Here is a 13629-nt window from a genome sequence, read left to right as displayed (position 1 = left end):
GCTTGCCGAGCCATGATTCGCCGTGCCCTCGCCACCCTGCTCGCGGTGGCCCTCGCCGTCTTCCTGCTGGTCGGCAGCTGGCCGCAGCTGTTCGGCGTGCATCGCACGCTGATCTTCGCCGAGCTGACGGCCATGCGCGGCCTCATGGTCGCGGTCGCACTGGTCGCGATCCTCTTCCTGATCGTCGTCGCCCTGCTCTCGCAGGCGCTGCGTCGGCTGAGCGCCCTGCTCGCCCTCGTGCTGTTCGCGGTCGTCGCCCTCAACCTGGCGGTGCTCTCGACCCGCGGCTTCGGTGATCCGTCGTTCCAGGAGAAGGCGCCCGCCGATCTGACGGTGTTCAGCTGGAACACGCTCGGGGATGCGCCCGGCGCGAGCGTGATCGCCGAGTTCGCGCTCGAGCACGACGTCGACATCCTCACGCTGCCGGAGACCAGTCGCGAGGCCGCCGAGGAGATCGCCGCGCTGATGGGCCAGGCGGGCGTGCCGATGCAGGTCATGGTGGTCGCCCTCGACGAGCTGAAGTCGCGCTCGACCGCGCTGCTGGTGAGCGAGGCCCTCGGCGGGTACCGCATCGATGAGAGCGCGGGAAGCACTCCGTATCTGCCGAGTGTGACCGCCGTGCCGGTGGACGGCAGCGGGCCGACGATCATCGCCGCGCATCCGGTGGCCCCGATTCCCGGCTACATCGACGACTGGGAGCCGGGCCTCGAATGGCTGGCCGAGTCATGCCGCGGCGGGAATGTCATCCTCGCCGGCGACCTGAACTCCACGCTCGACCACTACCAGGGGCTCGCCGACGACGACGCCGCGCTCGGCACCTGCTTCGACGGAGCGAAGGAGACCGGCAACGCCGGGCTCGGCACCTGGCCGTCCCAGCTGCCGGAGCTGCTCGGCGCCCCCATCGACCACGTGATGGCGACCGCCGAGTGGGAGTTCGTCGGATTCCGCGTCGTGGGTGCGCTCGACGGCCTCGGCAGCGACCATCGCGCCGTGCTCGCGCAGGTTCGCCCCGTCGGCTGAGCCGAAATCCTCGCCCGGTGCGAGAATGGGCGCATGAGCAAGTCGACCGCCCAGCCCACGCCGAAGACCGCGAACCGCTCCACCACGCCCGGCTCGGAGAAGTTCCAGGACTACATCTCCGGCGGCTGGGCCGAGCGTCCGGCGGAGCCGGTCGCCCCGCGTGAGGCCGCGCCGTTCGCCGCCGCCCGGCGCGCACGCATCTCGGCGCAGTTCCCCGGCCAGCGGCTCATCGTCCCCGCCGGCCCGGCGCGCGTCCGCTCGAACGACACCGACTACCCCTACCGCGCCCACAGCGCCTTCTCGCACCTCACCGGCTGGGGCAGCGACGCCGTGCCCGACAGCGTGCTCGTGCTCGAGCCCACCGACGCCGGCCACGACGCGGTGCTGTACTTCCGCCCCACGGCGGGCCGCGACTCCACCGAGTTCTACGCGAACGCCGCAATCGGCGAGTTCTGGACGGGTCCGCGCCCCTCGCTCACCGACGTCGCCGCCGACCTCGGGCTCGCCACCCGCGCCCTGGCGGACTTCTCGGCGGTGCTCGAGACCGGCGACGCGTCGACCCTGATCGTGCGCGACGCCGACGACGCGCTCACCGACCAGCTCGACGGCCGCCGCCTGCTGGCCGCCTCCACCGACCTGCTCGAGGTCGAGACCGACCCCGACGCCGAGTTCGCCCGTGCGCTCAGCGAGCTCCGCCTGGTGAAGGATGCCTGGGAGATCCGGCAGCTGCGCGACGCCGTCAGCGCGACCAAGCTCGGCTTCGACGACGTCATCGCCGACCTGCCGCAGGTGATCGCCCACCGCCGCGGCGAGCGCCTCGTCGAGGGCACCTTCAACCGCCGTGCGCGCGCCGAGGGCAACACGGTCGGCTACGACACGATCGCCGCGAGCGGGCCGCACGCGTGCATCCTGCACTGGACCCGCAACGACGGCGCCGTGGAGCCGGGCGATCTGATCCTCATCGACGCGGGCATCGAGCTCGACTCCCTGTACACCGCCGACATCACCCGCACGCTGCCGGTGAGCGGAACCTTCAGCGACGTGCAGCGCCAGGTCTACGAGGCGGTGCTCGAGGCGGCCGACGCGGCGTTCGCCATCGTGCGGCCGGGCATCCGCTTCCGCGAGGTGCACGCCGCGGCGATGCAGGTGATCGCCCGCAAGACCGCCGAGTGGGGCTTCCTGCCGGTGAGCGCCGAGGAGTCCCTCGAGCCGGACGCGCAGTACCACCGGCGCTACATGGTGCACGGCACTTCGCACCATCTGGGCCTCGACGTGCACGACTGCGCGCAGGCGCGCCGCGAGCTCTACCTGGATGGCGTCCTGGAGCCGGGCATGGTGTTCACGATCGAGCCGGGGCTGTACTTCCAGCCCGACGACCTGACCGTGCCGGAGGAGTTCCGCGGCATCGGCGTGCGCATCGAGGACGACGTGCTGGTGACCGAGTCCGGCTGCGAGAGCCTGTCGGCGGGCATCCCGCGCACGGTCGCCGAGGTGGAGGCGTGGCTCGCCGGCCGGTGACCCTCACCCCGGCCCTCGGGGCGGTGCTCGCGGTGCAGTCGGCGCTGCGCGGCACGGGGCTCTCCCCCGTGATCGGCGGCTCGGCGCTGCTCGCCTCGCTCGATCTCGACATCGATGAGGTGCACGACTGGGATGTGCTGGTCGACGCCGATCCTGACACGGTCGCCCGGAGCCTCGCGGCGCTCGGGCGACCGGTTCGACGCGCCCCGGAGCCCGCTCCCGAGCCGTACGCCTCGGATGCGCTGTTCACGGTCGACGCGGGCGATCACGAGATCGATGTCATCGTGCGGTTTCGCATCCGTACCGACACCGGCGTGCTCGCGGTCCCGGCGCGAGCGGGTCACATCTGGCGAGAGCTCTCGATGGCCCGGGCAAGCGACTGGGCGCTCGCCTATCGGGCGATGGGGCGCGAGCGGTACGCCGCCCTGCTCGAGGCGGCGCTAGCCGCGGATGCGTCGGAGGACTAGTCCTCGACGGGCCGGGCGAGCACGTCGCGCGCCTTGAGGATGAGCGTCGGGTCGACGATCACGTCGTAGCTCTCGGCGAGCACCTGCGAGGTCGACTGGAAGTCGCGGCTGCGGCGCGACACCGCGTAGCCGGCCAGGCGGAAGAACATGCCGAACGCGGCACCGATCAGCACAGCGGCGGCGAACAGCCCCCAGTTGATGGTGGGCTGGACGAAGGTGAACAGCAGCCCGAGGAACAGGCCGAACCAGGCGCCGCTCAGCGCGCCCTCGAGGGCCGCGCGGTTCCACGAGAGCTTGCGGGTGACCCGCTCGACCGTCTTCAGGTCGTTGCCGACGATCGCGAGCTTCGCGACGGGGAAGTCCGCCTTGGCGAGGTGGTCCACGGTGCGCTGCGCCTCGGCGTAGGTGGCGTAGCTGCCCACGACCTCCCCGTGCGGCACGGAGACGTCGACGGTGCGACGTCGGAACGGTCCGGTGTTGGTCACCACGGAATTCTCCCATACGGCGAGTAGGGTTTGACCGTGAGCGCCACGAGAGTCTTCGTCGCCCGATTGGCCGGGTGCTCCGTTTTCGACCCCGCGGGCGACCGCGTCGGCAAGGTCCGCGACGTCATCGTCGTGTACCGGAAATCGGATGCGCCGTCCGTCGTCGGCCTGCTCGTCGAGATCCCCGGCAAGCGCCGCGTGTTCCTCTCGATCGGCCGCGTGACCAGCATCGGCTCCGGCCAGATCATCACGACCGGCCTCATCAACCTGCGCCGCTTCGAGCAGCGCGGCGGCGAGGTGCGCGTGATCGCCGAGCTGCTCGGCCGCCGCATGGTGTTCCGCGACGGCTCGGGCGAGGCGACCATCGAAGACGTCGCGATCGAGGAGAGCGCCCCGGCCGAGTGGTCCGTCGGCGACCTGTTCCTGCGCCGCCCCGCGACGACGCCGTTCGGCAAGGGCGCAACCGTGTTCGCGACCTGGGATCAGGTGCGCGAGAAGAACGCCCCCGGCGAGTCGCAGTCCGCGGAGCAGCTCATCGCCACCTACTCCGACCTTCGCCCGGCGGACCTCGCCAACACGCTGCTCGACCTGCCGGAGGAGCGCCGGCTCGAGGTCGCCGAAGAGCTGCCCGATGAGCGGCTCGCCGACGCCCTCGAGGAGATGCCCGAGCAGGAGCAGGTTGAGCTCATCAGCCGACTCGACGACGAACGCGCCGCCGAGGTGCTCGACCAGATGGAGCCCGACGACGCGGCCGACCTGATCGCCCAGCTCTCCGCCGAGAAGGGCGAAGCCCTGCTGCAGCTGATGCAGCCGGAGGAGGCCGAGGATGTCCGCTTCCTGCTCTCCTACGACCCGGAGACCGCGGGCGGCCTGATGACGACCGAGCCGATCATCGTCTCCGCCGACGCGACCGTCGCCGAGGGCCTCGCCCTCATCCGTCGCCACGAGCTCGCGCCCGCGCTCGGCGCCGCGATCTGCGTGACGCTGCCGCCGTATGAGCCTCCCACGGGTCGGTTCCTCGGCATGGTGCACTTCCAGCGGATGCTGCGCTACCCGCCGCACGAGCGCCTCGGCACGATCCTCGACCAGGGGCTCGAGCCCGTCACGCCGGAGACGAGCGCGGCCGAGGTGTCGCGTCGTCTCGCGAGCTACGACCTGGTCTCGCTCCCGGTGGTCGACGACAAGCACCGACTCGTCGGGGTGGTGACCATTGACGACGTCCTCGACTACCTGCTGCCCGACGACTGGCGAAGTTCGGACGACGACCGCCCCCCGGTGACCGACTCCGCCACCCCCACCGCCACGATCGCGACCCGAGCAAGGAGGACGCCGCATGGCTCGCGCTGACCGCCGCGATGGCGCCCGACTCGACGCCCCCAAGGGCCTGCGCACCCCGTTCGTGGCGCGCTGGCAGGGGCGCGACCGTTTCGGCCGCTTCACCGAGGCGATCGCTCGCGGCATGGGAACGCCCTGGTTCCTGCTCGTCCTCTCGGTCTTCGTCGCGGCCTGGATGTCGTACAACTCGATCGCCGAGTCGAACGACTGGTGGCGCTTCGACTCGCAGGCGCTCGGTTTCACCGTCCTGACCCTGATCCTGTCGCTGCAGGCCTCGTATGCCGCCCCGCTCATCCTGCTGGCCCAGAACCGCCAGGATGACCGCGACCGTGTCCAGATCGAGCAGGACCGTCAGCGCGCCGAGCGCAATCTCGCCGACACCGAGTACCTCGCCCGCGAGGTCGTCGCCCTGCGGCTGGCGATCAAGGACATGGCCACGAAGGACTTCATCCGCGCCGAGCTGCGCTCGCTGCTGGACGAGCTCGACGCCGATCGTGAGGGGCCGCGTGAGCGCTGAGCTCGCCGACGCGGTTCGGCGCGCGCTCGCGCGCGTGCAGGACCCGGAGATCCGTCGCCCGATCACCGAACTCGACATGGTGCGCGAGGTGCGCGTCGAGGGCACGGTCGCGCACGTCGAGGTGCGCCTGACGATCGTCGGATGCCCGGCCGCCGACACGATCGAGCGCGACGTGCGCGCGGCCGTGCTCGCCGTGGAGGGCGTGGAGTCGATCGAGCTCGAGCTCGGCGTCATGACGCCGGCCGAGCGCGAGGCGCTCACGACCCGGCTGCGCGGCTCGCGGGCGATGCCATTCGGCCCCGATTCGCTCACCCGCATCATCGCCGTCTCCAGCGGCAAAGGCGGCGTCGGCAAGTCGACGCTCACCGCCAACCTCGCGGTCGCGCTCGCGGCGCGGGGGCTGCGGGTCGGGCTGGTCGATGCCGACGTGTTCGGGTTCTCGATCCCGGGCATCCTCGGCATCGCGGGCGCGAAGCCGACCCAGGTGGGCAACATGATCCTGCCGCCGGTCGCGCACGGGGTGAAGGTGATCTCGATCGGCATGTTCGTGGAGCCGTCGACCGCCGTGTCGTGGCGCGGACCGCTGCTGCACCGCACGATCCAGCAGTTCCTCACCGACGTGTACTTCGGCGATCTGGACGTGCTGGTGCTCGATCTGCCGCCCGGTACGGGCGATGTGGCGATCTCGCTCGGTCAGCTGCTGCCGCACGCCGAGGTGCTCGTCGTGACGACGCCGCAGCCGGCCGCGGCGGAGGTCGCCGAGCGCAGCGGACTGGTGGCCCGGCAGACCGGCCAGACGGTCATCGGCGTGGTCGAGAACATGGCAGGGCTCGTGCAGCCGGACGGCACCGTGCTCGACGTGTTCGGCAGCGGCGGGGGCGCGGACCTCGCGGCGCGGCTCGATGTCCCCGTGCTGGCGAGCATCCCGCTGAGCGTCGAGCTTCGCCGCGACGGCGACGCGGGCGAGCCGACGGTGCTCGCGCATCCGGATGATCCGGCAGCCCGGGCGATCTCGGCGCTGGCCGAGCAGCTGGCCCGACGCGGACGCGGGCTCTCCGGCCGCAAGCTTCCCGTCAGCTCGCGCTAGCGGCGGCTCCGACGGCCCTTTGACGACCCCGCGGCGCGCTCAGGCGCGGCGGGTGGGCTGGTGACGGTAGCCGTCCCGAGCGGTGGTGGTGAGCGTGGCGGCGATCGCGGCGACAGCGAGCGCGGCGACGAAGATCAGGAAGGTCATGGCTCTATTCGACCGCCGATTTCATTGAAGCACAATCGAATCTTTCTTTACTGATCATTTAGCATCACTACATGGACATCCACCGCCTCGAGGTGCTTCGAGAGCTCGCCGAGCGCGGCACCGTCACCGCCGTCGCCCAGGCCCTCGCCCTCACCCCCTCGGCCGTCTCGCAGCAGCTCAAGATCCTCGAGCGCGAGGCGGGACTGCCCCTCACCGAGCGCTCCGGGCGCGGCCTCGCCCTCACCCCCGCCGGACGCGTGCTCGCGGAGCGCGCCATCGACGTCGCCGTCGCGCTGCAGCGGGTCGAATCCAGCTGGGCGGAGTACCGCGACTCCCCGCGCGGCGAGGTCTCGATCTCGACCTTCCCGACCGGCGGCATGATGCTGCTGCCCGGGCTCCTGACTCGCCTCGCCGACACCCCCGGCCTGCGGCTTGTCGTCACCGACCAGGATCCCAACCAGCCCGACTTCGCCGCGCTGACCGCGAGCTACGACGTCGTGCTCGCCGATTCGGGCGGTGTCACGGCGAGCTGGCGCGAACGCCAGTTGGAGACGGTCGAGCTGATGCGGGAGCCGCTCGATGTCGCGCTGCCGGAGGCGCATCCGCTCGCCGCACGCGCCTCCCTCTCCCCCGACGACGTCATCAGCGAGCCGTGGATCGGGGTTCCCGTCGACTTCCCGTTCGACCGCATCCTGACCAGCCTCGAATCGCTCACCGGTCGGCCCGCCGATGTGGTGCAGCGCATCGGCGACAACGGGATCGTCGAGGAGCTCGTCGCCGCCGGCCACGGGCTCGCCATCCTGCCGCGCTATACGACGCGCGACCACGGCAACGGGCTCGTCACGAGGCCGCTGCGCGGGATGCGCTCCGAGCGCGTCATCTGGGCGCTCATGCGGCCCGACACCGCCGTGCGCCCCTCGGTGCGGCTCGTCGTGGACGCCCTCCGCGCGGAGGCCGCCGCCTTCGTCGCCGCCCGCTCCTAGTGTGTCGTTTCTCCGGAGAATGTGGCCCGGCTTGGGGTTGAGCCCCCGCAACGACGGGCGGGCGGGCAGAAACCTCCGGAGAAACGTCACACTGCGGGGGCGTGGGGATGCGGGGGTGGGCGCGCGGGTGAGGGCGCGCGGGGTGGCGCGCGGGCTAGCGGGGCTCGACGAGGCGCGCGAGCAGCTCGACGAGCAGGCGCTCGGCAAGCGGCGCCGGCAGCGCCTCGATCGCCGCGATGAGCGGCGCGAACTCGTCGGGCAGCGCGCCGGAGCCGCCGATGCCGAAGCTGCCGAGCAGGGCCGCCGCGGTGTCCGAGTCGGGCATCCCCTGAAGCGGCGGCAGCGCGCCGAGCAGACCGCTGATGTCCGGTCGGGGCGTGCCGCGCACGGCATCCGCCGCGCGCACCAGCGCCGGCTGCAGCTCGTCGAGCACGGAGGCCGTGACCGGCGTCACCGTCAGGTGCGTCGTGTGCGGCAGCTGCGATCCGTCGGCCCGGACGAGACCCGGCTGGGTCTGCAGGATCCAGCCCTCGGCCTTGGCCGCGTCGGCCCAGACGTGCGGGTCGACCCGACGCTCGGCGGGCACGGTGTCGTCGCTCGCCGCCGCGAACAGCGGACCGGTCGGCTCGCCGACCACCCGCAGCCCCTCGATGCCGTCGATCGTCTCGAGCAGCGCAAGCGTCGCCGCCCGCGTCTGCGCCGCGAGCTCCGCAAAGCCCTCGCGTCCGAGCGCGTGCACGATCGCCCAGGCGGCCGCGAGCGGCCCGCCCGACTTCGACCCGAGCAGGGTCGAGTTCACGACCGGATACCCGGGCCAGCGCGCCGTGGCGAAGTACTGCAGGCGCTGGCGGTCGCGCCCGCGCTGCAGCAGCACCGAGGCGCCCTTGGGCGCGTAGCCGTACTTGTGCAGGTCGGCGCTGATGCTCGTGACGCCCGGCACGCGGAAGTCCCAGTCGGGCAGGTCCGGCCAGAACGGCAGCGCCAGACCGCCGATGCAGGCATCGACATGCACCGGGATGCCCTGCGCCGCGGCCGCGGCCGCCACCTCGACGACCGGGTCGAGCCCCGCGTGCGGGTAGGACGGAGCCGAGACGACGACCAGCGCGACATCGTCGCCGAGCCGCGCCGTGATCTCGGCGGCCGCGACGACGCCGGTCGGCATCACGGGGGCCAGATCCAGTTCGAGGCCGAAGTAGTGCGCCGCCTTCTGGAAGGCCGCGTGCACGGTCACCGGGGCCACCAGGCGCGGCCGTGCCGTGCCCGGTTCGGCACCGCGTGCCGCGAGCCAGGCATCCCGAGCCGTCTTGACGGCGAGCAGGCAGCTCTCGGTGCCGCCGCTCGTCACGGTGCCGACGACCTCATCGTCACCGTTCAGCAGCTCGCGGGTGAAGCCGATGAGCTCGCGCTCGAGCACCGCGACCGACCCGAACGTCGTCGGATCGAGGCCGTTGACCGGTTGCATCATGCGCACCGCCTCGGCGGCGAGCGCATCCAGTTCGGCGACACCCGTGTCGTAGACGTAGCTCAGCACGTGGCCGCCGTGAGTGGGAGCGTCGGCGTCGCGCAGTGCGCCGAGCCGCGTCAGGATCGACTCGCTCGATTCGGCGAAGCGCATCAGCTGGTCCCCTCGCTGGCCGGGGCCGCGCCCGGCACGACCGGAGTCACCGCCGCCTCGTCGACGTCGACCTTGCGCAGCGGGTAGCGCCGCAGCGTGATCAGGCTCACCAGGATGAGCACCGCGGGAACCGCGCTGAAGCTCACGACGATGCCGAGCACCGCCGAGGCCGACTGCTCGACGTCAACGCTCGCCGTCGACTCCAGGTAGCCGGTGACCGTCAGGATGATCGCCAGCACGGTGGTGCCGAGCGCCATGCCCGTGGTCTCTCCGGCCGTCCAGACGCCGCTGAAGGTTCCGGCGCGGCCCGGGCCGTGACGGCGCGCGTCGACCGCGACGACGTCGGGGAGCATCGCGAGCGGCAGCGACTGCATCCCCGCGTAGGCGGCACCCGCGAGCGCGACCGGCCCGTAGACCCAGGAGCCGGGGAACCACACCAGCGCCACCATCGCGAGCGCGGCGATGCCGTACATCGTCGAGGCCACGGCGAAGGCGCGCTCCTTGCCGATGCGGTTCGCGACCGTGCCCCAGATCGGCGCGAAGACGAGCGCTGGCGCGATGAGCGCGAGGAAGATGAAGGTCACCGCATCCTCGTCGTGCAGCACGTAGCGTGCGACGTACTGCGCGCCGGCGAGCATGATGCCGGTCGCCAGGGCCTGCAGCACGAAAGTGATGAGCAGGGCGCGGAACGGCTGGCTGGTGCGCAGCGTCCGCACACCGCGACGGTAGTGCTCGCCGAGGGTCTCGCGCGGGGCGGCGAGGCCGCTCACCGGCTCCGACACCGGGGGCCGCGGGGCCCCGCCGACGCGCGCCGCCTTCTCCACGGTCGAGGTGACGAGGAACGATCCGCCGAGCACGAGTCCGGCGACGCCCGCCATGATCAGGTACCCGAGGTGCGAGTCGTCCCCGCCGAGCGAGCGCAGCGCCGGTCCCCCGGCCCCGAACAGCAGAATCGCGAACGTGAGCACGACGACGCGCGCCGACAGCAGCCGGGTGCGCGCGTTGTAGTCGGAGACGAGTTCGGCCGGAAGCGCGATGTACGGCACCTGGAACAGGCTGAACGCCGTCGCCGCCAGCACGAAGGCCAGGAACACCCAGATCGCCGAGGCCCACGCGGGCAGCCCCGCCGGCACGGCGAAGGTGAGCACGAAGAAGATCGGCAGGAACACGGCGCCGATCACCATGAACCGGCGACGGTAGCCGGTGGCGGCGATCTGCCGGTCGCTGCGGGCACCGATGATCGGGTCGATCATCACGTCCCACACCTTCGCCAGTGTCACGAGGATTCCCGCGAGCAGGGCCGTCACCCCGAGCGTGTCCGTCAGGTAGTAGACGAGAACGAGTCCGGGAAGTGTGCCGAAGCCGCCGGTTCCGACCGAACCAAGTGCGTAACGAGCGACAATGCCAGCTCGCAGCCCTTCGGTGCGCCGACCCCCGGTGCGCAGAGAGGAATCCATGAACCGATGCTACCCACCGTGCGGGGCGGGCACATCACGCCTCCGGCCGCGACGTAGACTGCGCGCATGTCCGGAATCACCGCCGATCGGTCACATCGCACGGCGCGCAGCGCCTCCGAGTTTCTGACGGCTGAGGTCGTCGACGACCTCGTCGCGGGACTCGTCCCGGCCTCGGCCGGTCGCATCGAGATCGTCGCCCCGTTCACGGGCGAGACGCTGCACCAGCTGCCGCACAACACGGCGGCGGATGTGGAGCAGGCGGCGGCGACCGCGCGCGCCGCACAGCGCGCCTGGGCGCGCACGAGCATCGCCCACCGGCGCCGAGTGCTGCTGCGCGCCCACGACCTGCTGCTCGCACGGCGCGAGCTCGTGCTCGACGCCATCCAGCTCGAGACCGGCAAGTCCCGCTCGCAAGCGTTCGAGGAGCTGTTCAACGCCGCCGCGGCCACGCGCTACGCCGCCGTCGCCGCACCGCGCGTCCTCGCGTCCCGCCGGGCGCCGGCCGGCATCCCCCTCGTCATGACCTCGCGCGTCAGCCACCGCCCCAAAGGCCTGGTCGGCGTCGTCACCCCGTGGAACTACCCGCCGAGCCTCACCGCGATGGACATCGCCCCGGCGCTCGCCGCGGGCAACGCCATCCTGCAGAAGGCGGATGACCAGGGCGCGCTGAGCATCCTCGCCACCCGTCGCGCCTTCATCGACGCCGGCGTCCCCGCCGACCTCTGGGCTGTCGTCGCGGGCCCCGGCACCGAGGTCGGATCGGCCCTCGTCGCCGCGTCCGACGTCGTCGCGTTCACCGGCTCGACGGCCACCGGCATCACCGTGGCAACGCAGGCCGCCGCGACGCTCACCCCTGTGTCGCTCGAACTCGGCGGCAAGAACCCGGTGATCGTGCTCGACGATGTCGACGTGGAGCGGGTCGCCCTGTCCGTGGTGCACGCCTGCTTCGCCGCGGCGGGGCAGCTGTGCGTCTCGGCGGAGCGCATCCTCGTGCACCGCGGGATCGCCGACCGCTTCATTCCCGCGCTGACCGAGGCGGTTGCGAGCATTCGACTCGGCTCCGCGCTCGACTTCTCGGCCGACTTCGGCTCGCTCACCACCGCCGCACAGCTCGAGCGGGTGCGCGCCCACGTCGACGACGCCGTCGCCCGCGGCGCCACGGTGCTGGCGGGCGGGCGCCAGCGCCCCGACCTCGGGCCCTACTTCTACGAGCCGACGCTGCTGACCGGCGTCACCGACCAGATGGCGTGCGCGCGCGACGAGACCTTCGGACCCGTCGCCAGCGTCGTCATCGTCGAGGACGACGCCGCCGCCATCGCGGCCGCGAACGACACCCGCTTCGGCCTGAACGCCTCCGTGTTCTCCGGCTCCGCCCGGCGCGCGCGGCGCGTGGCCGAGCAGCTGCAGGCGGGCACCGTCAACATCAACGAGGGCTACCGCGCGAGCTTCTCCGCGGTCGCCGCGCCGTCCGGCGGCGTCAAGCTCTCGGGGCTGGGGCGACGCAACGGACCCGACGGCATCCTGCGCTACACCGACACGGTGCAGATCGCGCGCGCCACCGGCCTCGTGCCGCTTCCGCGCACCGGCGTCGAGCACGCGCGGCTCGTCGGCGTCATGCTGCTCGCACTGCGGGCGCTGCGGGCCATCCGGCGCGCCTGAGCCGCGGGACGCTGCGCCTCAGGTCGCCTCGGAGTCGAACGGGGCGGGCTTGCCGTTGCCGAGCTTCCGCTGCCGCTGCTCGTACGCCGACTCCCGGCTGCCGCGGCGGCGCGGAGCCGCCGCCATCGTCGCGGTCGCGGGCTTCACGGGTGCCGGATCGTCCAGCAGCGCATCGCGAATGATGCGGCGCGGGTCGTATTGACGCGGGTCGAGCTTGGTCCAGTCGACCTCATCGAACTCCGGGCCCATCTCCTCGCGCATCCGGTCCTTCGCCCCGTTGGCGAGATCGCGCAGCGAGCGCACCAGCCGGGCAAGCTGCGCCGCATAGCCGGGAAGCCGATCCGGTCCGATGACGAAGACCGCGATCACCAGAATGATCAGCAGTTTGTCAAATGTCAGCCCGAACGACATGCGCTCATCCTATGCGGCCCTCGGTCGATAGGGTGGGGCCGAAGGAGTCACGTGAACCACGAACTGAGCTGGAAGTTCGCGGAGGAGTTCGTTCCCGAATCCCCCGCGATGACGCTCGCGCGCCAGCACTCGCATGAACTCGGGATCGAGGCGGTCAGCCCCGGCGTCGCCGCCCAGCTGCGTGTGCTCGCCGCCGCGAGCGGCGCCCGCACCATCCTCGAGATCGGCACCGGGGCGGGGGTCTCGGGGCTTGCGCTGCTCGAAGGCGCCCCCGACGCGACGCTCACCACGATCGACGTGGAGCCCGACCATCAGCAGAGCGCCCGCGCGAGTCTGCTCGGCGCCAGCATCCCGGCCAACCAGCTTCGGCTGATCGCCGGCCGCGCGCTCGACGTCCTGCCGCGCATGAACGACGGCGCCTACGACCTCGTCCTCGTCGACGCGGACACGACCTCGCTGCTGGCGTATGTCGAGCACGCCCTGCGCATTGCGCGCGCCGGCGGACTCGTGCTCGTGCCGCACGCACTCTGGCGTGGAAAGGTCGCCGATCCCGTGCAGCGTGACGAGCCGGTCGCCGAGTTCCGGGCGCTCCTGGGCGCCATCGGGGAGAGCGAGACGCACACGGTCGCGCTCTCCACCTCAGGCGATGGGCTTCTTCAGCTGGTTACCCGCGCGGGCTGAACCGCGCTTCGAGTCGGCGGCGTCTAGGCCTCGCCGACGGCTCCGACCAGAGCGTCACGCAGCTCCTTGGCCTCATCGTCGTTGACTGAGACGACGAGTCGCCCGCCACCCTCGAGCGGAACGCGCACAATGATGAGGCGTCCCTCCTTCACAGCCTCCATCGGGCCGTCACCGGTCCTCGGCTTCATGGCTGCCATGAGTAGTCCCCTTTCGATGGCGTTCTCCCATTATCTCGTATTCGAGGGAC

The 13629-nt window shown here is 71.9% G+C and carries 14 protein-coding genes; 9 read left to right on the top strand and 5 right to left on the bottom strand.

All coding sequences use genetic code 11. From position 1 onward, the window contains the following. Positions 1 to 12 precede the first annotated feature (12 nt). The 3 genes from ACR3ZA_RS11225 to ACR3ZA_RS11215 are packed head-to-tail and all read left to right on the top strand — an operon-like array spanning position 13 to position 3005. Positions 13 to 1020, top strand: a complete 1008-nt coding sequence (locus ACR3ZA_RS11225; protein ID WP_473662037.1) for an endonuclease/exonuclease/phosphatase family protein — start codon at positions 13 to 15, stop codon at positions 1018 to 1020. A gap of 33 nt (positions 1021 to 1053) precedes the next feature. Then, entirely contained in the window at positions 1054 to 2538 is a 1485-nt protein-coding gene (locus ACR3ZA_RS11220) for an aminopeptidase P N-terminal domain-containing protein (RefSeq protein ID WP_473662036.1), read from the top strand. Further along, positions 2520 to 3005 (top strand): hypothetical protein, encoded by a 486-nt coding sequence (locus tag ACR3ZA_RS11215; RefSeq protein ID WP_473662035.1) that lies wholly within the window; start codon positions 2520 to 2522, stop codon positions 3003 to 3005. The genes ACR3ZA_RS11220 and ACR3ZA_RS11215 overlap by 19 nt, the downstream gene beginning before the upstream one ends. Here the strand turns inward: ACR3ZA_RS11215 and ACR3ZA_RS11210 are convergent. Beyond that, a complete protein-coding gene (locus tag ACR3ZA_RS11210; RefSeq protein WP_473662034.1) occupies positions 3002 to 3490 on the bottom strand; it encodes a general stress protein in 489 nt (162 codons plus the stop codon). The two genes, ACR3ZA_RS11215 and ACR3ZA_RS11210, sit on opposite strands and share 4 nt — an antisense overlap. 36 nt (positions 3491 to 3526) lie before the next feature. On the opposite strand from ACR3ZA_RS11210, the gene ACR3ZA_RS11205 reads away from it, so the two are divergent. The 4 genes from ACR3ZA_RS11205 to ACR3ZA_RS11190 all read left to right on the top strand — a co-directional run bounded on the left by ACR3ZA_RS11205 (position 3527) and on the right by ACR3ZA_RS11190 (position 7559). Then, the gene (locus tag ACR3ZA_RS11205) at positions 3527 to 4837 is read left to right on the top strand and encodes a magnesium transporter MgtE N-terminal domain-containing protein (protein ID WP_473662033.1); all 1311 of its coding nucleotides are present in this window, start codon (positions 3527 to 3529) and stop codon (positions 4835 to 4837) included. Beyond that, a complete protein-coding gene (locus ACR3ZA_RS11200) occupies positions 4824 to 5342 on the top strand; it encodes a DUF1003 domain-containing protein (RefSeq protein WP_473662032.1) in 519 nt (172 codons plus the stop codon). The genes ACR3ZA_RS11205 and ACR3ZA_RS11200 overlap by 14 nt, the downstream gene beginning before the upstream one ends. Next, positions 5332 to 6429 carry a P-loop NTPase gene (locus ACR3ZA_RS11195; RefSeq protein WP_473662031.1) on the top strand — a complete coding sequence of 366 codons (1098 nt, stop codon included), beginning with the start codon at positions 5332 to 5334 and terminating at the stop codon, positions 6427 to 6429. Before ACR3ZA_RS11200 ends, ACR3ZA_RS11195 begins: the two co-directional genes overlap by 11 nt. Positions 6430 to 6647: 218 nt before the next feature. Then, positions 6648 to 7559 (top strand): LysR substrate-binding domain-containing protein, encoded by a 912-nt coding sequence (locus ACR3ZA_RS11190; protein ID WP_473662030.1) that lies wholly within the window; start codon positions 6648 to 6650, stop codon positions 7557 to 7559. 154 nt (positions 7560 to 7713) lie between these two features. Here the strand turns inward: ACR3ZA_RS11190 and ACR3ZA_RS11185 are convergent, their stop codons facing one another. Continuing rightward, positions 7714 to 9174 carry an aminotransferase class V-fold PLP-dependent enzyme gene (locus ACR3ZA_RS11185; protein WP_473662029.1) on the bottom strand — a complete coding sequence of 487 codons (1461 nt, stop codon included), beginning with the start codon at positions 9172 to 9174 and terminating at the stop codon, positions 7714 to 7716. Beyond that, entirely contained in the window at positions 9174 to 10631 is a 1458-nt protein-coding gene (locus ACR3ZA_RS11180) for an MFS transporter (protein ID WP_473662028.1), read from the bottom strand. Before ACR3ZA_RS11180 ends, ACR3ZA_RS11185 begins: the two co-directional genes overlap by 1 nt. A 66-nt stretch (positions 10632 to 10697) precedes the next feature. Between ACR3ZA_RS11180 and ACR3ZA_RS11175 the strand changes: the two genes are divergently transcribed. Continuing rightward, positions 10698 to 12290 carry a succinic semialdehyde dehydrogenase gene (locus ACR3ZA_RS11175; protein WP_473662027.1) on the top strand — a complete coding sequence of 531 codons (1593 nt, stop codon included), beginning with the start codon at positions 10698 to 10700 and terminating at the stop codon, positions 12288 to 12290. Positions 12291 to 12308: 18 nt separating this feature from the next. On the opposite strand, the gene ACR3ZA_RS11170 is transcribed toward ACR3ZA_RS11175, so the two are convergent. Continuing rightward, positions 12309 to 12701, bottom strand: a complete 393-nt coding sequence (locus ACR3ZA_RS11170) for a sec-independent translocase (RefSeq protein WP_473662026.1) — start codon at positions 12699 to 12701, stop codon at positions 12309 to 12311. Positions 12702 to 12809: 108 nt separating this feature from the next. On the opposite strand from ACR3ZA_RS11170, the gene ACR3ZA_RS11165 reads away from it, so the two are divergent. Next, on the top strand, positions 12810 to 13382 hold the full coding sequence (locus tag ACR3ZA_RS11165; RefSeq protein ID WP_473662240.1) for a class I SAM-dependent methyltransferase: 573 nt from the start codon (positions 12810 to 12812) through the stop codon (positions 13380 to 13382). A gap of 23 nt (positions 13383 to 13405) precedes the next feature. Here the strand turns inward: ACR3ZA_RS11165 and ACR3ZA_RS11160 are convergent, their stop codons facing one another. Further along, positions 13406 to 13579, bottom strand: a complete 174-nt coding sequence (locus ACR3ZA_RS11160; protein ID WP_294179352.1) for a DUF3117 domain-containing protein — start codon at positions 13577 to 13579, stop codon at positions 13406 to 13408. Positions 13580 to 13629: the final 50 nt, after the last annotated feature.

The organism is Herbiconiux sp. J20-20, from assembly GCF_057365085.1.
Note: the sequence above shows the minus strand (reverse complement) of the source record. Positions and strands in the feature narration are given on the sequence as shown.